The sequence below is a fragment of the Thermus sp. genome, assembly GCF_056332225.1.
In genome coordinates this window covers 16770-36433 of sequence record NZ_JBWGQW010000004.1, presented here as the reverse complement: position 1 = coordinate 36433, position 19664 = coordinate 16770, and the positions used below count along the sequence as shown (strand labels likewise).

General features: G+C 68.9%; 21 protein-coding genes. 8 read left to right on the top strand and 13 right to left on the bottom strand.

The annotated features are described in order from the left end of the window. Positions 1-4: 4 nt before the first annotated feature. From rny to AC01Y6_RS01690, 5 genes are read right to left on the bottom strand one after another with little or no spacing between them, the layout of a single operon-like run. The gene (rny, locus tag AC01Y6_RS01710) at positions 5-1696 is read right to left on the bottom strand and encodes a ribonuclease Y (RefSeq protein WP_428721391.1); all 1692 of its coding nucleotides are present in this window, start codon (positions 1694-1696) and stop codon (positions 5-7) included. Continuing rightward, positions 1697-2719: a recombinase RecA gene (recA, locus tag AC01Y6_RS01705; protein WP_476669954.1), complete on the bottom strand. Its 1023-nt coding sequence runs from the start codon at positions 2717-2719 to the stop codon at positions 1697-1699. Next, positions 2670-3263, bottom strand: a complete 594-nt coding sequence (gene thpR, locus AC01Y6_RS01700; RefSeq protein ID WP_476669953.1) for an RNA 2',3'-cyclic phosphodiesterase — start codon at positions 3261-3263, stop codon at positions 2670-2672. Before thpR ends, recA begins: the two co-directional genes overlap by 50 nt. Further along, on the bottom strand, positions 3260-4444 hold the full coding sequence (locus AC01Y6_RS01695; RefSeq protein ID WP_476669951.1) for a CinA family nicotinamide mononucleotide deamidase-related protein: 1185 nt from the start codon (positions 4442-4444) through the stop codon (positions 3260-3262). Before AC01Y6_RS01695 ends, thpR begins: the two co-directional genes overlap by 4 nt. Next, complete coding sequence (locus AC01Y6_RS01690; RefSeq protein ID WP_476669949.1) at positions 4417-5193, bottom strand: YgfZ family protein; 777 nt, start codon at positions 5191-5193, stop codon at positions 4417-4419. The genes AC01Y6_RS01695 and AC01Y6_RS01690 overlap by 28 nt, the downstream gene beginning before the upstream one ends. A gap of 39 nt (positions 5194-5232) precedes the next feature. On the opposite strand from AC01Y6_RS01690, the gene AC01Y6_RS01685 reads away from it, so the two are divergent. Together AC01Y6_RS01685 and AC01Y6_RS01680 are read left to right on the top strand one after the other, a co-directional pair. Continuing rightward, positions 5233-6282 carry an MFS transporter gene (locus tag AC01Y6_RS01685; RefSeq protein WP_476669947.1) on the top strand — a complete coding sequence of 350 codons (1050 nt, stop codon included), beginning with the start codon at positions 5233-5235 and terminating at the stop codon, positions 6280-6282. Beyond that, entirely contained in the window at positions 6275-6901 is a 627-nt protein-coding gene (locus tag AC01Y6_RS01680) for an HAD family hydrolase (RefSeq protein ID WP_476669946.1), read from the top strand. Before AC01Y6_RS01685 ends, AC01Y6_RS01680 begins: the two co-directional genes overlap by 8 nt. Here the strand turns inward: AC01Y6_RS01680 and AC01Y6_RS01675 are convergent. Both AC01Y6_RS01675 and AC01Y6_RS01670 read right to left on the bottom strand, forming a co-directional pair. Continuing rightward, entirely contained in the window at positions 6887-7972 is a 1086-nt protein-coding gene (locus tag AC01Y6_RS01675) for an enolase C-terminal domain-like protein (protein ID WP_476669944.1), read from the bottom strand. The two genes, AC01Y6_RS01680 and AC01Y6_RS01675, sit on opposite strands and share 15 nt — an antisense overlap. 17 nt (positions 7973-7989) lie before the next feature. After that, positions 7990-8700 (bottom strand): DEAD/DEAH box helicase family protein, encoded by a 711-nt coding sequence (locus AC01Y6_RS01670; RefSeq protein ID WP_476669943.1) that lies wholly within the window; start codon positions 8698-8700, stop codon positions 7990-7992. A gap of 48 nt (positions 8701-8748) precedes the next feature. On the opposite strand from AC01Y6_RS01670, the gene AC01Y6_RS01665 reads away from it, so the two are divergent. Then, positions 8749-9246, top strand: coding sequence for a bioflim formation protein (locus AC01Y6_RS01665; RefSeq protein WP_476669942.1), 498 nt, complete (start codon positions 8749-8751; stop codon positions 9244-9246). Positions 9247-9249: 3 nt separating this feature from the next. After that, positions 9250-10089: a carbohydrate ABC transporter permease gene (locus AC01Y6_RS01660; protein WP_476669941.1), complete on the top strand. Its 840-nt coding sequence runs from the start codon at positions 9250-9252 to the stop codon at positions 10087-10089. On the opposite strand, the gene mltG is transcribed toward AC01Y6_RS01660, so the two are convergent. The 4 genes from mltG to alaS are packed head-to-tail and all read right to left on the bottom strand — an operon-like array spanning position 10074 to position 14803. After that, on the bottom strand, positions 10074-11087 hold the full coding sequence (gene mltG / locus AC01Y6_RS01655) for an endolytic transglycosylase MltG (RefSeq protein WP_347240377.1): 1014 nt from the start codon (positions 11085-11087) through the stop codon (positions 10074-10076). The two genes, AC01Y6_RS01660 and mltG, sit on opposite strands and share 16 nt — an antisense overlap. Next, positions 11071-11478, bottom strand: a complete 408-nt coding sequence (gene ruvX, locus AC01Y6_RS01650; RefSeq protein WP_347240378.1) for a Holliday junction resolvase RuvX — start codon at positions 11476-11478, stop codon at positions 11071-11073. The genes mltG and ruvX overlap by 17 nt, the downstream gene beginning before the upstream one ends. Next, positions 11459-12145, bottom strand: coding sequence for a hypothetical protein (locus AC01Y6_RS01645; protein ID WP_476669940.1), 687 nt, complete (start codon positions 12143-12145; stop codon positions 11459-11461). The genes ruvX and AC01Y6_RS01645 overlap by 20 nt, the downstream gene beginning before the upstream one ends. Before the next feature lie 9 nt (positions 12146-12154). Then, positions 12155-14803 (bottom strand): alanine--tRNA ligase, encoded by a 2649-nt coding sequence (alaS, locus tag AC01Y6_RS01640; RefSeq protein ID WP_428720345.1) that lies wholly within the window; start codon positions 14801-14803, stop codon positions 12155-12157. A gap of 31 nt (positions 14804-14834) precedes the next feature. On the opposite strand from alaS, the gene AC01Y6_RS01635 reads away from it, so the two are divergent. Genes AC01Y6_RS01635 through AC01Y6_RS01625 form a run of 3 tightly spaced genes read left to right on the top strand, consistent with a single transcriptional unit; the run spans position 14835 to position 16981 of the window. Further along, positions 14835-15110 carry an NIPSNAP family containing protein gene (locus tag AC01Y6_RS01635; protein ID WP_428720346.1) on the top strand — a complete coding sequence of 92 codons (276 nt, stop codon included), beginning with the start codon at positions 14835-14837 and terminating at the stop codon, positions 15108-15110. Between the two features lie 44 nt (positions 15111-15154). After that, the gene (locus AC01Y6_RS01630; RefSeq protein WP_347240383.1) at positions 15155-16297 is read left to right on the top strand and encodes an ABC transporter permease; all 1143 of its coding nucleotides are present in this window, start codon (positions 15155-15157) and stop codon (positions 16295-16297) included. Beyond that, positions 16298-16981 carry an ABC transporter ATP-binding protein gene (locus AC01Y6_RS01625; protein WP_347240384.1) on the top strand — a complete coding sequence of 228 codons (684 nt, stop codon included), beginning with the start codon at positions 16298-16300 and terminating at the stop codon, positions 16979-16981. Here the strand turns inward: AC01Y6_RS01625 and AC01Y6_RS01620 are convergent. Both AC01Y6_RS01620 and AC01Y6_RS01615 read right to left on the bottom strand, forming a co-directional pair. Continuing rightward, positions 16961-17791, bottom strand: a complete 831-nt coding sequence (locus tag AC01Y6_RS01620) for a DNA adenine methylase (RefSeq protein WP_428721401.1) — start codon at positions 17789-17791, stop codon at positions 16961-16963. The two genes, AC01Y6_RS01625 and AC01Y6_RS01620, sit on opposite strands and share 21 nt — an antisense overlap. Next, positions 17788-18159 carry a PD-(D/E)XK nuclease superfamily protein gene (locus AC01Y6_RS01615; RefSeq protein ID WP_428721402.1) on the bottom strand — a complete coding sequence of 124 codons (372 nt, stop codon included), beginning with the start codon at positions 18157-18159 and terminating at the stop codon, positions 17788-17790. The genes AC01Y6_RS01620 and AC01Y6_RS01615 overlap by 4 nt, the downstream gene beginning before the upstream one ends. 95 nt (positions 18160-18254) lie before the next feature. Between AC01Y6_RS01615 and AC01Y6_RS01610 the strand changes: the two genes are divergently transcribed. Continuing rightward, positions 18255-19586, top strand: coding sequence for an FAD-dependent oxidoreductase (locus AC01Y6_RS01610; RefSeq protein ID WP_428720423.1), 1332 nt, complete (start codon positions 18255-18257; stop codon positions 19584-19586). The last annotated feature ends 78 nt before the right edge of the window (positions 19587-19664 follow it).

Genomic DNA, 19664 nt, shown 5'->3' with positions numbered 1-19664 from the left:
CACTTCACCTAGCGTACTCCACCGCCCGGGTCTCCCGCACCACGGTCACCTGGACCTGGCCGGGGTAGTTCATCTCCCGCTCTATGCGGCCCGCGATCTCCCGGGCGAGGAGGGTGGCCTTGGCGTCGGTGATCTTGTCGGGCTTGACGATGACCCGCACCTCCCGGCCCGCCTGCACGGCGAAGGCCGTCTCCACCCCGGGGAAGGAGAGGGCGATGCGCTCCAGGGCCTCCAGGCGCTGGAGGTACTCCTCGAGGCTCTCCCGCCTCGCCCCGGGCCTCGCCGCCGAGAGGGCATCGGCCGCGGCCACCAAAACGGCGTAGAGGGTCTCGGCGTTGTCGGGGTCGTGGTGGTGGGCGATGGCGTCCACCACCTCGGGGGGTTCCCCGAAGCGGCGGGCCAGGGCGATGCCGATCTCCACGTGGCTCCCCTCCACCTCCCGGTCCACGCTCTTTCCGAGGTCGTGGAGAAGGCCGGCCCTCCGGGCGAGGGCGGCGTCCAGGCCGAGCTCCGCCGCCATGATCCCCGCGAGGTGGGCCACCTGGACCGAGTGCTTGAGGACGTTCTGGCCGTAGCTGGAGCGGAAGTGGAGCCGCCCCAAAAGCTGGACCAGGCCGGGCTTCAGGCCCACCACCCCGGCCTCCAGGGCCGCCTCCTCTCCCCTTTCGTAGATGAAGGTCTTCATCTCCTGCTTGGCCTTCTCCACCACCTCCTCAATGCGGCTAGGGTGGATGCGGCCGTCCTTCAAGAGCTCCTCCAGGGCCATGCGGGCGATCTCCCGCCGGATGGGGTTAAAGGAGGAGAGGAGCACGGCCTCTGGGGTGTCGTCGATGATGAGGTCCACCCCGGTGAGGGCCTCAAAGGTGCGGATGTTGCGGCCTTCCCGACCGATGATCCGCCCCTTCATGGCGTCGGAAGGGATGGGCACCACGGAAACCGCCAGCTGGGCGGCGGTCTCGGAGGCCTGGCGCTGCATGGCCTGGGCCAGGATCTTCTGGGCCTCGCGCCGGGCCTCGAGGCGGGCCCGCTCCAGGGCGGCCCGAACCCTTTGCGCCTTCTCCTCCTCCAGCTCCTGGTCCAGCTTTTCCAGGATGAGGCGCCTGGCCTCCTCCGGGGAAAGGCCCGCCACCTCGTGAAGCCTCCTTTCCACCTCCTTCTCCCGCTCCAGGAGGGCGGCCTCCCGGGCCTTGAGCTCCTCCTCCCGCCGGGTCAGGGCCTCCTCCAGGGCGTCCAGCTTGAGGGCCCGGGCGTCCAGGGCCTCGCCCCTTTTGGAAAGCCTCTCGGCTTCCCGGCGGAGCTCCTCCCGCTCCTCCTTAAGGCGCTCGCGCTCGGCCTTGAGCTCCTCCCCCAGGGCCTTAAGCCGCTCCCTTTCCGCCCTAAGCTCCTCCCGCTCGGCCCTAAGGCGCTCCTCCGCCTCCTTGAGGCGGCTTCTCCCCTCGGCCTCCAGGGCCTCGGCGCGGGCGCGCACCTCCTTTTCCAGCTCCTGGCGGAGGGCCTGGGCGCGGGCCTCCGCCTCCTCGCGGAGGGCCTTGGCCTCTTGGCGGGCGGCCTCCAGGATCTCCCTCGCCTCCTTGCGGGCGGCCTCGAGGACCTCCTTGGCCTCTCGGGAGGCCTGGACCTCCCCCTTCCGCCTGAGGAGGAGCGCCCCCAGGGCGAGGAGGAAGGCCAGAAGAAGCATCCCCTCCAACGGGCTCATCTACTCCCCCTCTTCCTCGCTCGCGGCCAGGACCACCTTGTCGGCCCGCTCCAGGACCTTGGCCCGGATCTCCTCCAAAAGCTCGGGGCGCTCCCTCAGGGCCTCGGCCGCCTTCTCCTTCCCCTGGCCCAGGCGGAGCTCCCCGTAGGAGAACCAGCTCCCGGCCTTCTCTATGACCCCGGCGGCCACGGCCACGTTCACCAGGTCCATCACCGGGTCCAGGCCCCGGCCGAAGTAGATCTCCAGCTCGGCCTCCCGGAAAGGCGGGGCCAGCTTGTTCTTCACCACCTTCACCTTGACCTTGATGCCCACGGCCTCGTTCCCCGCCTTGATGGGGGGCCCGCTCTTGCGCACGTCCAGGCGGACGCTGGAGTAGAACTTGAGGGCCCGCCCCCCCGGGGTGGTCTCGGGGTTGCCGTACATGACCCCCACCTTCTCCCGCACCTGGTTGATGAAGATGGCGGCGGTGTTGCTCTTGGCGAGGACGGCGGTGAGCTTGCGCAGGGCCTGGCTCATGAGCCGGGCCTGGAGGCCCACGTGCTGGTCCCCCATCTCCCCCTCGATCTCGGCCTTGGGCACCAGGGCGGCCACGGAGTCCACCACGATCACGTCCACCGCCCCGGAGCGGGCGAGGAGCTCCACGATCTCCAGGGCCTGCTCCCCGGTGTCGGGCTGGGAGACCAGGAGGTCCTCCACCTTGACCCCGAGCTTCTGGGCGTAGAGGGGGTCCAGGGCGTGCTCGGCGTCCACGAAGGCCGCCACCCCTCCCTGCTTCTGGGCCTGGGCGATGATGGTGAGGGCCAGGGTGGTCTTGCCCCCGGACTCGGGGCCGTAGATCTCGATGACCCGCCCCCGGGGAATCCCCCCGATCCCCAAGGCCAGGTCCAAGCCCAGGGAGCCCGTGGGGATCACGTCCACCTGTTGCCTCGGCATCTCCCCCAGGCGCATCACCGCCCCTTTGCCGAACTCCTTTTCAATGGTCTTGAGGGCGTTCTCCAGGGCTTTCCTCTTGTTCTCGTCCATGCTCACCTCGCAAGGGAAACTTTTCCAGAATGGTGTAGACGGGCCCCTTGGGCTTCAGCTCCGAGCGCACCAGGGCGAACTCCCGCACCGGCCAGGAGAGGCCGAAGACCACGGGGGGCACCCGGGGAGCCGGGGCCTTGCGCCGGGCCAGGGTGATGTGGGGCTTGAAGTCCTTATCCCCCCCCGCCAGGAGGGCCTCCTCCCCCAGAAGCTCCCTCACCCCGGCCTTCAGGCCCTCGGCGAGGAGGGCGAACCCCTCCCCCTCGGCCTTGGCGAACCAGACCCGGGGGGTGCCCTCGTTGGGGAAGTAGCCCGTGCCCTTAAGGAGGGCGGTGAAGGGGGCGACCTGCCTGCCCAAGCGGTGGCCCAGGGCGAGGAGGTCCTCGAGGTCCTCCTTTGGCCTTTCCCCCAGGAAAAGCAGGGTCAGGTGGAGCTGGTGGGGGGGCACCTCCTTCCAGCCCTTGTAGCGGGAAACCTTCCCTTGAGCCTCTGCCAGGGCCCGCCGCACGTCCTCCGGAAGAAAAACCGCGTAGAAGAGCCTCATGTTACGAGGAGGGCCAAGGCGGCGTAGACGCTCCGAAGCCGCACCGCCTCCCGGTCCCCGGGGAAGCGGTAGCGCCTGGCCTCCGCCCCCTGGGGCCCCGCCAGGGCCACGTAGACCGTGCCCACGGGCTCGCCCTCCAGGGGGTCGGGGCCCGCTACACCGGTGGTGGCCAGGGCGTAGGTGGACCCAAAAAGGGAACGGGCGGCCTCCGCCATGGCCTTGGCCGTTTCGGCGGAAACCGTCTTGGCGAGGAGTTCCTCCGGCACCCCGAAGCGGGCCTTGGCCCCTACAGAGTAGGATACCACGCCCCCCAAGTAGAAGCGGCTCGCCCCCGGCACCCGGGTGATCTCCGCCCCCAGAAGCCCCCCGGTGAGGCTCTCCATGGTGGAGAGGGTGGCCCCCTCCAGCTCCATGCGCCTTTTCACCGCCTCGGCCAAGGTGATCTCCCCCTCGCCCCAGACCTCCTTGAGGAGCTTTTTCTTGATCTTCTCGGAAAGCTCCGCCACCCGGTCCTCCCGGCCCCGCACCACCACCTCCACCCCGTGGGCCTTGGGGTAGGTGCCCACCTCCACCTCCTCTCCCCGCGCGAAGAGGGGGCCAAGCCGCTCCACGATCTCCGACTCCCCGATGCCCCAGGTCTTCAGAACCTTTTCGGCGTAGGGCCTCCTGGGCAGGCCGAGCCGGGGCAGGACCTCCTCCCACATGGGCCGCCACTCGGGCGGGGGCCCAGGGAGAAGAACCAGGTCCTTGCCCTCCCTCCGCACCCACCAGCCGGGGGCGGTGCCGTGGGGGTTTTGGAGCCAGGTGGCGGAGGGGATCCGCATGGCCTGCTTGCGGTTGGCCTCGGGCATGGGGCGGCCCCGGGCGAGGAAGCGGGCCTCAATCTCCCGGAGCACCCCCTCGTCCAGCTCCAAGGGCTCCCCCAGGGCCAGGGCCACCGCCTCCCGGGTCACGTCGTCCGGGGTGGGGCCCAAGCCCCCGGAGAGGACCACAAGCCTGGCCCGCCCGAAGGCCTCCCGCACCTCCCTGGCCAAGGGTTCCACCTCGTCCGCCACCCTCAGGGTCCTCTCCACCTTGAGGGCGTAGGGCTTGAGGCTCCTTGCGATCTCCGCCGTGTTGGTGTCCAGGGTCTCCCCAAAGAGGAGCTCCGTGCCTACCCCGAGGATCTCTGCCCGCTCCATGCCGCCTCCTTAAAGGGAAGGACCTCCACCCGGTACTGCCCCCCGCCCCCCTCCACCACCCCTCCCAGGGGCACCTCCTTGCGCACCACGGCGAGGCCCAGGAGGCCGAAGGGGGTCTCCGCGAGGCCCTTCGCCTCCCCCACCCGCCGCCCCCCAAAGAAGAGCTCCGCCGGGGCTTCCCCGGCCTCCAGGGCCCTTAGGCCCGCGAGGCGGTAGGGGACCTCCTTGCCCTCGGTCCTCGCCATGATCTCCTGGCCCACGTAGCACCCCTTGCCGTGGTCCACCAGGTGGAGGAGGCCCACGCTCTGGGGAAGCTCCCCTTGGATATCCGAGAGGAGGGGGAGGCCCTTGAGCAGGGTGTAGAGGGGGTAAAGCTCGGCGGGAAGCGCCCCTTCCGCCCCTTCCCCCACCTCCTCCCGGCCGTCCGCGTGGAGGAGGCGGAAAAGGGGAAGCGTCGCAAGCTCCACCTGGTCAAAGACGATGTAGCGCTGGAGGCGTTTTCTCAGGCCCTCGAGGCTCCCCCAGGGGGCGAGGAGGAAGCCCTCGGGGTGGGGAAAGAGGGTCGCCGCCTCCTCAATCTGGCCCTTGTGGTTGAGGAAGAGGACCCCAGCAGGGCCCGAAAGCCGCCGCAGGTCCCGGGTGCCCTGCCCCTGCAGGAAGGAAAAGGCGTCGGGGCCCCGAAGGAGGAGGACCCCGGGGAAGGCGAAGAAGCCTTCGCCGGAAAGGGCTTGGGCCAGAAGGCGCTCCATCCTCCCCATTATTGACCAAAGGGTCACCCAGGGGGGAGAATGCGGTCCGTGCGCTTTCTCGCCGGCTCTTTCCTCGCCCTTTTCCTCGTGGGGGTGATCGTGGCCCTCCCCGGGGCGGCCCTCCCCTACTGGCGGGAGCGGTACGGAGGGGAAGAGGGAACCTCCCTCTACTTCGCCGCCCTCCTCCTCGGCCTCCTCCTCGGGGTGCGCCTGGGGCAGGAGGAAAGGCGCCACCCCCTTCTTCCCCTGGCCCTGGGCCTCGTGGGCCTCGCCTTCTTTGGCCTGGCCTTGGCGCCCTCCTACGCCTGGGTGACGCCCCTGGCCTTCCTCCTCGGCCTGGGGGAGGGGGTGATGAACGTCCACGGGAATAGCCTCGTGGGGGAGCTCTACCCGGAAAAGCGGGTAGAGCTTTTAAACCGGGTCAACGTGGCCTTCGGCCTGGGGGCGGTCCTCACCCCTTTGGCCTTGGGCTGGCTTCCCTACGCCGGGTTTTTGGCCCTGGCGGGCCTTTTCGCCTTCCTCGGGGGGGCCCTGGTCCTCGGGGCGCCCCCGGCGGAAAGGCTTAAGGCGAGGCCCCGGGGGGCCCTCTGGCCCTTCCTCCTCGCCGTGGGGCTCTACACGGGGCTGGAAGGGGCCCTCGCCACCTGGAACCGGGTCTGGCTCGAGGCCCTGGGCCACGCCACGGCCCTAGGCGGCCTCCTCCTCACCCTCTACTGGCTCTTCCTCGCCCTGGGCAGGCTCCTCCTCGCGGGGCGGGTGGCCAAGGACCCCTCGAGGGCCCTCCGGGGGCTTCTCCTCGGGGTGATGGGCCTCCTCCTCCTGAACCTCCTCCCCCAGACCGCCCTCCTCTTCCCCCTGGCGGGCTTCCTCCTCGGGCCCCTCTTCTCCACCCTCTTCGCCCTGGTGCAGGCCCGCTTCGGCCACCGGGCCCTGGGCGGGCTCATGTACGCCGGGGCGGCGGGAAGCACCCTGATCCCGGGGCTTTTCGCCCTCCTGCCCGACCGGGGGATTCCCCTAGGGCTTTTCGCCCTAAGCCTCGCCCTCTACCTGCTCCTTCGGGGCGTGGAGCGGGAGGTGGCCCGTGCTTAAGGCGGTCCTCTTGGACCTGGACGGCACCCTGGCGGACACCGACCCCCTGCACCTCCTCGCCTGGCGGGAGGTCCTGAGGCCCTACGGCCTCAAGGTGGACCCCGCCTTCTACCGGGAAAGGATCTCGGGGAGGCTCAACCCCGAGATCGTCCGGGACCTCCTGGGCCTGGAGGGGGAGGAGGCGGAAAGGCTCATAGAGGCCAAGGAGGCCCGCTTCCGGGCCCTCGCCCAGGGGCTCAGGCCCACCCTTGGGCTCACGGAGCTTTTGGAGAAGATCAAGGAGCGGGGGCTCCTTTGGGGCGTGGTGACCAACGCCCCCAAGGCAAACGCCCGCCACGTGCTGGAGGCCCTGGGCCTGAGGCCACCCCTCCTCGTCCTCGCCGAGGAGGTGGGCCGGGGGAAGCCCGACCCCCTGCCCTACCGGGTGGCCCTGGAGCGCCTTGGGGTGGCCCCGGAGGAGGCCCTGGCCTTTGAGGACTCCCCTTCCGGGGTGCAAAGCGCCGTGGGGGCCGGGGTTCCCACCTACGGCCTCCTCACGGGGCACGGGGCGGAGGCGCTCCTAAAGGCGGGGGCGAGGGGGGTCTTCCGGGACTTCCGGGAAGCCCTAGCCCTCCTTTAGGGCGTAGCGGGCGAAGGCCGCCTCGTCAAAGCGGCCCTCCACCAGGTCCTCCCAGTAGAGCCACCCCTCGCGGAAGGCGGGGAAGGGGAAGAAGCCGCCCTCGGCCTTGAGGTGGAAGGCGAGCTCGTTGGGCTCCGTCACCCCCTGCTGGAAGGCGAGGAGGGCCGACTGGTAGGCCCCGAAGGAGCTCTGGGCCTGGCTTCCCACCATGGCCTTTTTGCCCCGCTCCCGGGCGAGGGCGAGCATCTCCAGGGTCCAGGTGACCCCGGTGCGGGCGGGCTTGAGGTTTAAGACGTCAAAGGTGTTGAGCTCTAGCTCCCGCCTGAGGTCCTTTAGGGTCATGGCCGAGTCGTCGGCGATGAGGGGGAGGATGCCCTTTTCCCTTAGGGCCCTTCTCGCCTCCACCTCCTCTATGGGCAAGGGCTCCTCCACGTAGCGGAGGCCAAGCTCCTTCCAGGCCAAAAGGTAGCGCTCGGCCTCCTTGGGGGGGAGGGACTCGTTGGCGTCGGCGTAGAGCTCGGCCTCGGGGAAGGCCTCTCTAAGGCGGAGGATGCGGCGGGTGTCGGCCTCCAGGTCCCGCCCCACCTTCACCTTGAAGACCCTGACCCCCGCCCTAAAGGCCATGCGGGCGTCCTCCAGGACCTCGTCTTCCTCCCCGAGGCCCAGGAGGTAGGCCACCCGCACCCGGTGCTTGGCGGGCCTCAGGACCTGGTAAAGCTCCTCCCCCTCGCTCCTCGCCCAGGCCTCCCAGAGGGCGAGGTCCAGGGCGCCCTTGAGGCCGAAGTTAAAGGGAAAGGCCTCGAGGACCGCCCGGATCCCCTCCTGGTCGTCGGCCTCGAGGCCCAAAAGCTTGGGCCTCAGGTACTCAAGCCCCGCCCTCACGCTTCCCAGGGTCTCCCCGTAGATGGTGGGGCGCACCGCCACCTCGGCCCGGCCCACCGAGCCATCGGAGAGCTCCACCTCCAAAAGGGCGTGCTCTAGGGCCGCAAGCTCCGAGGCCTTCCCCCAGCGCAAGGGGGCTTTTAGGGGGATGCGGAAGGGGATGAGGCGCAGGTCCCGTATCCTCGGCATGGACCCCATTCTACGCGCTAAGGAAGGCCCTCTTGGAGAAAGCGCCGCACCGCCTGGACCTCCTCCTCGAGGGAGAGGGCCTCCGTGTCCAGGACCAGGGCCCGGGGGTGGCCCGAAAGGAGGCGCAAGGGGCCCTCGGGGTCGTAGTTTTTCTTCTCCTCGGCCACGATCTTGAGCTTGGCGAGGACCTCCTCTAGGGGGGCGAGGGCGAGGGCCTCCAGAAGCTCCTCCTCCGCGAGGACCCCTTGGGCGAGCGCCTTGAGGCGGGCTTCTTCCTCCGGGCCCACGCGCGCGCGGTCAAAGGCGTCCTGCCGGGCGAGGAGCCGCTTGAGCCGGGTACCTTCCCGGGCGTGGAGGAGGACGAAGCGGGCCTTGGGGAGGTGCTCGAGGGCGTAGGCCACCTCGGCCTCCCCCCGGAGGCCGTCAAAGAGGAGGAGGGGCCTCCGGGGCGCGTAGCCCCGGGCGAGGACCTCCGCCACCCCGCCCGGAAACTCCTCCCGGAAGCGCCGGGTGAGGCGGAAGCGCTCCTCCCGGGGAATGGGGGGACTGGCCCCGTAGCGGGGAAGGACGTAGCGGTCCACGAGCTCCCGGCGGTCGGGGAGCCGGGGAAGGCCCAGGGCCTCGGCCAGGGTGCTCTTCCCCACCCCGGTGAGGCCCACCAGGACGAGAAGGGGGGCCTCCCGGAGGGGGACGAGGCCGGGGAGGGGCTTTAGGGCGAAGGGCTCCATGGGGGGGATTGTAACCCTGTCCGGAGGCTTTGGTATGATGGCAGGGACATGAAGCGGCTTTTCGCCCTCCTCGGCCTCCTTCTCGGCCTCGCCCTGGCCCAGGCCCCGGCCTACCCGGAGAACACCCTGGGGCTCGGCTTTAGCCCCGACAAGGGCTTCTACCTCCAAGGTAGCGCCCTCCTGCCCTTTAGCCCCTTGGGGCTGGACACCGGCTTGGACCTCCAGGCCCGCCTCGCCCAAAGCCCCGAGGCCTACGCCCTCTTCAAGGCCAACCTCTTCCCCGGCCTCGTCCTCGCCGACCTCTACACCTCGGTGGGCCTCGGCCTGGACCTCCGCTACCCCTTCGGGGCCCACCTGGGCCCCCTGGCGAGCGTGGAGCTTCCCGGCGGGGCCCTCTCCCTGGGCCTCGGCCTCGGCTACCAGGCGGGGGCGGGCCTGCATTTGGCCTGGGGCGCGGGGTTTAGGCTCTACCTGGAGCCCTTGGCCCTCGAGGTCTCCGCCTCGGACCGCTACCCCTTCCTCCTCTCCCTCCTCTGCCTCTGGTAGGCCGTGGGGAAGAAGCTCCCCCTCCTCCTCTTTTCCCTTCCCGCCCTCCTTCCCCTCTTCCTCTTCGTCCTCTACCCCTTTCTGGACGTCCTCCGCTTCTCCACCTGGGACTGGTCGGGGCTTTCCGAGCCCAAGCCCGTGGGGCTCAAGAACTACCGGGACCTCCTCCAGGACCCGGCCTTCTTTGGAAGCCTCTGGGTCACCCTCAAGTTCATGCTCCTGGCCCTGCCCCTCTTCGTGGGGCTTTCCCTGGCCCTGGCGGTGGCCCTGGAGGGGATGCCCTACGAGCGCCCCGTCAAGAGCCTCCTCTTCCTGCCGGGCCTGGTCACCCTGGGCGGGGCCACGCTTTCCTGGTACACCCTCTTCACCCCGGAGTACGGGGCCTTAGCCCAGTTCCTCCCCATCCCCCCCTGGGACCGGGAGGGGTTCTGGGCGCTTCTCATGGTGGTGGCCTTCACCCTGTGGCGCCACCTGGGCTACGGGGTCCTGGTGGCCTCGGCCAGGCTCAAGGCCATCCCCAAGACCCTCCTCGAGGCCGCCTACGTGGACGGGGCGGGGCCCCTCGAGGCCTTCCGCCACGTGGTCCTCCCCCTCATGCGGCCCGCGGTGGCCTTTTTGGTGGTGGTGGGGACCATCCTCGCCCTCCAGTCCTACGCCGCCGTCTTCCTCCTCACCCGGGGGGGGCCCTACGGGGCCACGCGGGTCCTCGGCTACTACCTCTACGAGGCGGGGTTTGAGAACTTCCGCCTGGGGTACGCGGCGGCCATCACCGTGGTCCTCCTCCTCCTCACCCTCCTCTTCGCCTACGCCCAGCTCCGGCTCCTCCGTCACGGGGAGGCGTAGCGGTAGCGGGCGAGGTCCTTGAGGTGGGCCTCAAACTCGGCGTTGAGGAATAGCTTTCCCCGGGCGTGGAAGAAGTAGAGGTAGGGGCGGCCCCGCTCGTCCTGGCGCACCGGGTTCAGGACGGCGAGGAGGGCGGCCCGCCCCGGGTTTCCGATGGGCCCAGGAGGGAGGCCAGGGTAGCGGTAGGTGTTGTAGGGGGAGTCCACCTGGAAATCCCCCCCGGGGCGGGAGAGCTCGGGCAGGCGCTTTCCCAGGGCGTAGGCCACCGTGGGGTCGGCCTGGAGGGGCATGCCCCGCTCTAGGCGGTTCAGGAAGACCCCGGCGATATAAGGCATCTCCTCGGCGCTTCCCGCCTCCTTCTCCACGATGGAGGCCAGGGTGACCCAGGCGTGGACGGAAAGCTTCCGCTCCTCTAGAAGCCTTTGCACCGCCGGGGTGAGCTCCGCCTGGAAGCGGCGGAGCATGGCCCGCACCACCTCCTCGGGGGTGGCGAGGAGGTCAAAGGTGTAGGTGGCGGGGAAGAGGTAGCCCTCGAGGGTCCGCCCCTCCACGTAGGGGGGCTTGAGGGCTCCGGGGTTCTCCACGAGCCTGAGGAAGCCCTCCCCGTCAAGCCCCGCTCCGGAGAGCCTCCGGGCGTAGTCCACCGCCCTCTCCCCCTCGGGAAAGGTGAGGGCGACGCTTAAGGGCCTCTCCCCCCCGGTGAGGGCCCGGGCCAGGCGGAAGGCCCCCTCGCCCCTCAGGCGGTAAACCCCGGGAACCAGGCGCTTCGCCCGGCCGGAAAAGCGCAGGTAGGCGGAGAAGAGGTAGCTAGAGCGGAGAAGCCCGGCCTCCTCCAGAATCCTCGCCACCTCCATCCCCGTGGCCCCCCGGGGAATGCGCACCACGGCCTCCTTCCCCGTGGGGCCGAGGAGCCATAGGGCGTAGAGGAGAAGGAGGAGGAAGGTGAGGAAGAGGGCCACCACCCCCCGCCGAAGCCATTTCCTAGATCCCTCGGGCAAGGTAGTCCTCCAGAAGCACCACGGCCGCGAGCTCGTCCAGCTTCCCCTTGTCCCGGCGAAGCCTTTTGGGGGCGTGCTTGAGGCGCTCCTGGGCGAGCTTGGTGGTGAAGCGCTCGTCCCATAGCTCCACCTCCACCCCCCTGGCCCTCAAGGCCTCCACCAGGGGGAGGACCCTCTGGGCCTGGGCGCTCTCCTTGAGGTCGGTGCGCAAGGGTAGGCCCACCACGAGCTTGGAAAGCCCCTCCCGCCGCACGAAGTCCAGGAGGGCCGCCACGTCCTCCTCCAAGGTCTTGCGCGCCAGGTACCCCCGGCCCGAGGCCAGGGGCACCCCCACCTCCCCCACGGCGAGGCCGATGCGGGCCTCCCCCACGTCAAGCGCGCCCACCCGCATCGCGCGCGCTTCGGTCGGCGAGGACCACCCCCAGGTAGAGGAGGGCCACCCCAAAGGCCCTCCCCGCCTCCTCGAGGCCCACCACCCCGAGGCGGTTCAAGGCGCTGGTGGAGGCGAGGACCAGGGCGGCCAGGAAGACCAGGGCCGTGCCCTGGGCCCGCAAGGGGTTCCTCCTCCAGAAGAAGAGGGTGGTGTAGAGGGCCACCCCGGCCATGAGGAGGGTGCCTAGGAGGTTGAAGGGGATGGTCCAAAGCCTAGGGGAGAGGAGGCCGGGAGGCGGGAAGGCGGCCCCCGAGGGGGTGTAGGGCTCGGGGAGGCGGGCGGGGTCCAGGGGGGCCGTGGCCACCAGGTAAAGGCCGAAGAGGAGGAAGGGGCTTAGGGCGAGGAGGAGGGCCCGGGCCGCCCTGGGGTAGAGGAGGGCGAGGCTCCCTAGGCCCAGGAAGGTCACCCCGTGCATGGCCCCGGTGAAGTACCAGAGGCGGTAGAGGAAGGGAGTCCAGCCCCCCTGGAGGCGGGCAAGGAGCTCGGCGGAAACCGCCAGGGCGAAGAGGAGGAGGCCCAAGCTGTAGAGGGCGTTGTGGAGGGAGGGCCTACGGCGGTAGCGGCCGAAGGTGAGGGCGAAGAGGGCCCAGGAGAGGGCCACCGCGAGAAGGCTTAGGGGAAGCATACCCCCATTTTAGGGCAAGAGCCCGGGCAGGGCCGCCTTGGCCCGCTCGGGGTCCAGGCCGCCCCCCTGGGCCAAAGCCCCCTTGCCCCCGCCCCGGCCCCCCGCTTTTTCGGTGAGGGCCCGCAAGAGGGCCCCGGCCTCGAGGCCCCGTTCCTGGGCCCGTGGAGAGAGCTTCAGCACCGCCTGCCCTCCCGAGAGCACCAGGGCCACGTCCGCCCCCCGGGCCACCAGGTCGTCCGCCGCCTGGCGGAGGGCCTTGGCGTCCAGGCCGGGAAGCTCCGCCACCGTCCACTTCAGGCCCCCCTTCTCCGCCAGGGAAGGCCCCCCGCCTCCCCCCAAGGCGGCCTGGACCAGGCGGGCCTTGAGGCCTTCCACCTCCCGCTCCTTCTCCTTGAGCTCAAAGAGGAGCTTCTCCAGCCTCTCCTCCAAGGCGGCCTCCCCCACCTCCAGGCGGCTCGCCAGGGCCTTCAGGCGGTTCAGGGACTCCCGGGCGAAGCGGACCGCCGCCTCCCCCGTCACCGCCTCTATGCGGCGCACCCCGGCGGAGACCGCCTCCTCGCTCCTTATGAGGAAGGCCCCGATCTCCCCGGTGCGGCGCACGTGGGTGCCCCCGCAGAGCTCCTTGGACTCGAGGCCCTTTAGGGGGCTTCCCTCCACCCGCACCACCCGGACCACCTCCCCGTACTTCTCCCCGAAGAGGGCCATGGCCCCCTCCTTTTTGGCCTCCTCCAGGGGCAGGTAGCGCCAGGTCACGGGGAAGTCGGCCTGGATCCAGCGGTTCACCAGAAGCTCAATCCGCTCAAGCTCTTCAGGCTTCACGGGCTCGGGGTGGGTAAAGTCAAAGCGGAGGCGGTCCGGGGCCACCAGGCTTCCCGCCTGGCGCACGTGGGGGCCGAGGACGGCCCTGAGCGCCGCGTGGAGGAGGTGGGTGGCGGTGTGGTTCCGCTCGGTGTCCCGCCTCTTGGGGTCCACCACCGCCCGCACCCTTTGCCCCACCCTCAGCACCCCCTCCTCCACCCGGGCCTGGTGGAGGAAGATGCCCCGCTCCGTCTTCTTGGTGCTCTCCACCCGGGCCCGGCCCCCCGGCCACTCCAGGAGGCCGAAGTCCCCGATCTGCCCGCCCCCCTCGGCGTAGAAGGGGGTCTTGTCCAGCACCACCTGGACCTCGGTGCCGGGCCCCGCCTCCCCCAAGCTCTCGTCCCCCGCGAGGAGGGCCAGGACCTCGGCCTCGGCCTCGAGGGCGGTGTAGCCCAAAAACTCCGTGGCCCCCCGCTCGGCGTAGAGCTCCTCCAGGACCTGGGCGCCCTTCTTGAAGATCTCCCGCTCAAAGGCCATGGCGGCCCGGGAGCGCTCCTGCTGCTCCTCCATGGCTCGCTTGAAGCCCTCCGTGTCCACGCCGAAGCCCCGCTCGGCGGCGATCTCCACCGTGAGGTCCAGGGGGAAGCCGTAGGTGTCGTAGAGCCTAAAGGCCTCCTTCCCGGGAAGGACCTCCCCGGGCCTAAGCCCGGAGAGGAGGGCGTCCAGGCGCTTAAGGCCTCCTTCCAGGGTCTCCAGGAAGCGCTCCTCCTCGAGGCGGATCTGCTTCTCCACCGCGGGGAGGTTCTCCCGCATCTCCGGGTAGAAGTCCCCGAGAAGCTCCGCCACCCGGGGGGCGAGGCGGTGGAGGAAGGGGTCGGAAAGCCCGAGGAGGTAGCCGTGCCGTAGGGCCCGGCGGAGAAGGCGCCGGATCACGTAGCCCCGCCCGGTGTTGGAGAACGTGGCCCCGTCGGCGAGGGCCGCCACCACGGCCCGGACGTGGTCGGCGATCACCCGGTGGCTCACGCTCGTCTTCCCCTCGTAGGGCCTGCCGCTCAAGCGGGCCACCTCCTGGATGAGGGGGAAGAAGGTGTCCGTGCGGTAGAAGTCCTCCACGTCCTGGAGGATGGCCGCCACCCGGTAGAGGCCCATGCCCGTGTCGATGTTCTTCTGGGGCAGGGGCTTGAGGATCCCGGGGCCCGGGATGGGGCCCTGGCGGTCGTACTGGGTGAAGACCAGGTTCCAGATCTCCACGAACCGGTCCCCGCTCCCCGTGTTGGGTCCGGTCTCGTCCGGGGTGCCGTAGGCCGGGCCCCGGTCGTAGAAGATCTCCGAGCAGGGGCCAGAAGGCCCATTGGGCCCGTGGGTGATGGCCCCGCCCGGCCAGTAGTTCTCGTCCTCGCCGAAGCGGCCGATCCTCTCCTCGGGGACCCCCACGAGGTCACGCCAGATCCCATAGGCCTCGTCGTCGTCCTCGTACACCGTGACCCAAAGGCGCCCGGGGTCCAGCTTGAGGTGCTCGGTGAGGAACTCCCAGGCCCAAAGGATGGCCTCCTTCTTGAAGTAGTCCCCGAAGGAGAAGTTGCCCAGCATCTCAAAGTAGGTGTTGTGGCGCCCCGTGCGCCCCACGTTCTCAATGTCCCCCACCCTCAGGCACTCCTGGCAGGTGGTGATCCTCCGCCACTCCTTTCCCCCGAAGATGGGTTTGGCCCCCAGGAAGTAGGGCTTTAGGGGGGCCATCCCCGCGGAGGTGAAGAGGAGGGAGGGGTCGTCCTCGGGGATGAGGCTGAAGGAGGGAAGGCGCAGGTGCCCCTTGCCCTCAAAGAAGGAGAGGAACTTCTCGCGGATCTCCGCCGTGCGCATGGCTCTGATTATAGGCGCTTACAATGGGCCCATGAGGGTCCAGATGCGCCGCTACACCCTGAAGGAGGGGGCCAAGGAGAGCTTCCAGAAGGTCTTCCTGGAGACCATCCTCCCCCTAAGGCGGGCCCTGGGCTTCCAGGTCCTGGGGGCCTACTGGCTCTCCGAACGGGAGTTCCTCTGGTTCGTGGCCCACGAGGACTTTGAGGAGGCGGAGAAGGCCTACTACGAGCACCCCGAGCGGAAGAAGGTGGACCCCAGGGCGTACCTGGAGGAAATAGAGACCCGCTTCGTGGAGCGCCTCCTGTAGGCCAGGCCACGCCCCGGGCCCCGCCTTGGAGTAGACTGCTGGGGATGGAGGTCTTCTACCTGGTCCTGCGCAACCTCCTGGCGAGGCCCGTGCGGAGCCTCCTCACCCTGCTTGGGGTCCTGGTGGCCACGGGGAGCATGGTCCTCTTCCTCTCCTTCGGGGAGGGCCTGAGGCGGGCGCTTTTCCAGGAGCTCTCCCGGGTGGGCCCCGCCATCCAGGTGGTGCCGGAGGGGGCGGAGGGCTTTGGCCTCGCCAACGCCCCGGAGATCACTCCCGAGACCCTAAAGGCCCTGGAGGAGGCGGGAAAGGCCCTTGGGGTGCGGGCCGTGGTCCCGGTCCTCCTCCTCGCCCGGGGAGGCTTTGACCCCAGCACCAGCTTCTTCTTCCAGGGCCTGCCGGAAGGCACCTCCCCGGACCTCCTTTACCCGGGGCTCAAGGCCAAGGAAGGCCGCCTCATCCCCTCGGAGAGGGGCGCCGTGGTGGGGGCCAAGGTGGCCCAAAGGAATGGCCTCGCCCCGGGAAGCGTCCTCAGGCTTTCCCCCAGGCTGGAGCTTAGGGTGGAGGGGGCCTTGGAGGAAGCGGGAAGCCTCGCCGACAACCTGATCTTCGTCCCCCTGAAGGCCCTCCAGGAGGTGCTGGGTACCCGGAACTACAGCGCCGTCCTCGTGGCCCTAAAGCCCGGGGAAAAGGCGGAGGCCGTGGCCCGGGCCCTGGAGAGGGCGGTGCCCGGGGTGAAGGCCCAAACCACGAGCGAGGTGATGCGCTTCGCCGAGCGCGCCTTAAGGATCAGCGACCTGGTGCGCCTCGGCATCAGCCTGGTGGCCCTGGTGGTGGGGGGGCTTCTCGTGGCCAACACGGTGATGATGTCGGTCTACGAGAGGGTGCGGGAGTTCGGGGTCATGCGGGCTTTGGGGGCGAGGCGGGGCTTCATCTTCCGCCTGGTGCTCCTCGAGGCCCTCCTCCTCTCCCTCCTTGGGGGGACCCTGGGCCTTGGGCTTGGGGGCCTGGCCTCCTCCCTCATCAACCTCTACACCCTGGACCAGGTGGGCCTCGCCCTCTCGGCGGTGACGGGAAGGCTCGCCCTCTTCGCCCTGGGGGTGGCCCTCGGCCTCGGGCTTACGGCCGGGCTCCTTCCCGCCTACCACGCAAGCCGCATCCCCGTGGTGGAGGCCTTGGGGAGGGTGTAAATGCTGAGAGCGGAAAACCTCACCAAGCGCTACCGGCAAGGGGAAAAGGAGGTGGCGGCCCTCCTCGGCTTCACCTACGCCTTCCCCAGGGGGGCCACGGCCATCGTGGGCCCCTCGGGGAGCGGCAAGACCACCCTCTTAAACCTCCTCGCGGGCTTTGACCTGCCCACGGAGGGGGAGGTCTACCTGGGAGAGGTCCCCCTCCACCGCCTCCCCGAGGACCAAAGGGCGGGAGTGCGCCTTAGGCACATGGGCTTCGTCTTCCAGCAGTGGAACCTCATCCCCACCCTCACCGCCCTGGAGAACGTGGCCTTCCCCCTCCTCCTCGCGGGCTGGCCCAGGAGGGCGAGGCTAGCGCGGGCGGCGGAGCTTCTGGAGCGGGTGGGCCTGAAAGACCGCCTCCACCACCTGCCGAGCCGCCTCTCCGGCGGGGAGCAGCAAAGGGTGGCCCTGGCCCGCGCCCTGGCCCTGGACCCCCCCATCCTCTTCGCCGACGAGCCCACGGGGAACCTGGACCTGGAGTCCCGGGAGCAGGTGGCAAGCCTCCTCTTCTCCCTGGGCGAGGCGCGCACCCTGGTCCTCGTCACCCACGACCTGGAGCTCGCGCAAAGGGCGGGGCGCATCCTCCACCTGAAGGGCGGACGGCTCGTGGGGGAGGAAACGCTAGAGGTTCCGAAAAGCTAGCACTTCCAAAGCCCTTTGCCTGTTGCCATCGCAACTGATGCGCCTTGGGGCAGAAAGGAACTTGAGGCTGAAGCCCAAGCTCTCGTAAAGCCTCACCACCCGCTCTGTGGCCTGGTTGGAGATCACCACGGGACCCGGATGCCCCGCCAAAAGTTGCGCTAGCTCAACCTGGTCTTGCCATGAAAAACCATCGGGGGTGTACTCCCTGAAATCCACGTCGTAGGGCGGGTCGGCATAGATAAAATCCCCCGCCTGATAAGCTACCTGGCGAAAGTCCACATTGGTGAACTCCCAGTTCTGAAAAACCCTTTGGTGGGAAGAGAAATCCCTTTGGTAGACGATGCGTTTATACTTCCCGAAGGGAACGTTGAACTCTCCCTTCCTGTTAAAACGGCATAACCCATTATATCCCGTGCGGTTAAGGTAGTAAAAGAGCTCGGCCGCTTCTTGGGTATCTCCTTTTCCTTCTCTGATAAGTTGATTGAACCTTTCCCTATAAGCGTAGTAAGTTGTTTTATCTGGAAGCATAGGCAACTTGGGATCCAATCCCCTCTGCACCCAACGATAGAAATTAATGAGGTGGGGGTTAAGGTCGTTGAGCAAGGCCCTCTCCGGAACGAGGCCCAGGGCTGCGGCCAGCCCCCCAGCGAAGGGTTCCACCCAACGGCGATGCCGGTGCCCCCGGTACAGGGACCGGAGATAAGGAAGCAACCACCGCTTTCCCCCTGCCCACTTGAGAAGGGGGGGAAGACCCTCCCTGGCACCCTTATCGGGAGATAGAGAGGGCGCAAAAAGAAGCTTCGGGGTCATCGCTTAAAAAACTCCCTAAGCCAGTCTTTCAGAAAGGACTCGTGTATCAACCCCTCCGTGAGGGCCCAACGTTTTATCGCGGATGCAAAACCCTCTCCCCCAACCACCACAACAGAATGAACACCGAAGAGCCGGTCTCTGCGAGCCTCTTCCACCGCTCTAAAAAGCTTATCCTGGGCGCTACCGCTTACTGACTGCCACTTGCACTCCAAGAAAAGGTAGGGACGGCCTTTTCTGTCCAGAAGGGCAACGTCCACCTTGCGTCCTTGCTCGCGAATCAAACTCCCGTGGGGCGAAGGGTACTCGGTTTTAATCTCAAAAACCTCCTGTAAACCCATTTCGGCCAGAACCTCCCGAACCGTTTTCACCACCTTATCTCGGAAATCAGGTCCGGAGGGAGGCATGGCCATAGAATACCACGTAAGGACATCTGACCCCCGGCCCTTGTGGCACAATACCCCCCATGGGCAAGCGGATGGTGGTCGTGGGCGGGGTGGCGGGCGGGACCTCCGCCGCCGCCAAGGCCAAAAGGGAAAACCCCGAGCTGGAGGTGGTGGTCTACGAGAAGTCGGGGTGGGTCTCCTACGGGGCCTGCGGCCTGCCCTACGTGCTTTCCGGGGAGATCCCCCGGCTGGAAAAGCTGGTGGCCCGCACCCCCGAGGAGTTCCGGAAGCAGGGGGTCCTGGTCCACACCCGCCATGAGGTGGTGGACGTGGACTACGAGCTTCGCACCTTGACGGTGCACGACCACGCCGAGGGAAGGACCTTCCAGGACCGGTTTGACCACCTGGTCCTGGCCACAGGGGCAAGGCCCACCGTTCCCCCCATCCCCGGCACGGAGCAGGAAGGGGTCTACGCCTTAAGGAGCATGGAGGATGGGGCGAGGCTTCTTAAGGCCCTTCCCCAGGCCAGGCGGGCCGCCATCCTGGGGGCGGGGTACATCGGCCTCGAGGCCGCCGAGGCCTTCCGCAAGCGGGGCCTGGAGGTGACCCTTCTGGAGGCCAAGGACCGCCCCCTCCCCCACGCTGACCCCGAGGTGGGGGCCCTCCTCAAGGAGGAGCTGGAGCGGCACGGGGTGGAGGTCTGGACCGGGGTCAAGGTGAAGGCCCTGAGGGGCCAGGGCCGGGTGGAGGCGGTGGAGACCTCGGAAGGGGTGGTGCCCGCCGACTTGGTCCTCCTCGCCACGGGGATCCGGCCCAACACCGAGCTCGCCCGGGCCATGGGGGTGGCCCTCGGGCCCACGGGGGCCATCGCCACCGACGAAAGGATGCGCACCAACCTGGAAGGGGTCTACGCCGCCGGGGACGTGGCGGAAAGCTTCCACCAGGTCCTGAAGCGCCCCTACTGGCTCCCCTTGGGGGACGTGGCCAACAAGCACGGCCGCACCGCGGGAAGCGTCATCGCCGGCAAGGAGGCCCGCTTTCAGGGGGTGGCGGGCACCGCCATCTTCAAGGCCTTCGGCCTGGCCGTGGCCACCACGGGGCTTTCCCTGGAAGGGGCCCTCAAGGAGGGGTTCCGGGCCAAGAAGGTCTTCATCCAGAGCCGGGACGGGGCCCACTACTACCCGGGAAGCCAGCCCCTCTGGGTGGAACTGGTCTACGAGGAAGGGACGGGGAGGCTCCTGGGAGGTGCGGTGGTGGCCCTTGGGCACGGGGCCCTCCGCATAGACGCCCTGGCCGCCCTCCTCCACCGGGAAGGGACCGTGGAGGACCTCTTGGCCCTGGACCTGGCCTACGCCCCGCCCTTTAGCCCCGTCTGGGACCCCCTCCTCATCGCCGCCCAGCAGGTCCGCTAAGGTGTAGTCCAAGGTCGGGTACACCCGCCCGGGGTGTGAAGCCCGCGGGCTTACACCTTACACCGAGGTTTTCCCCGC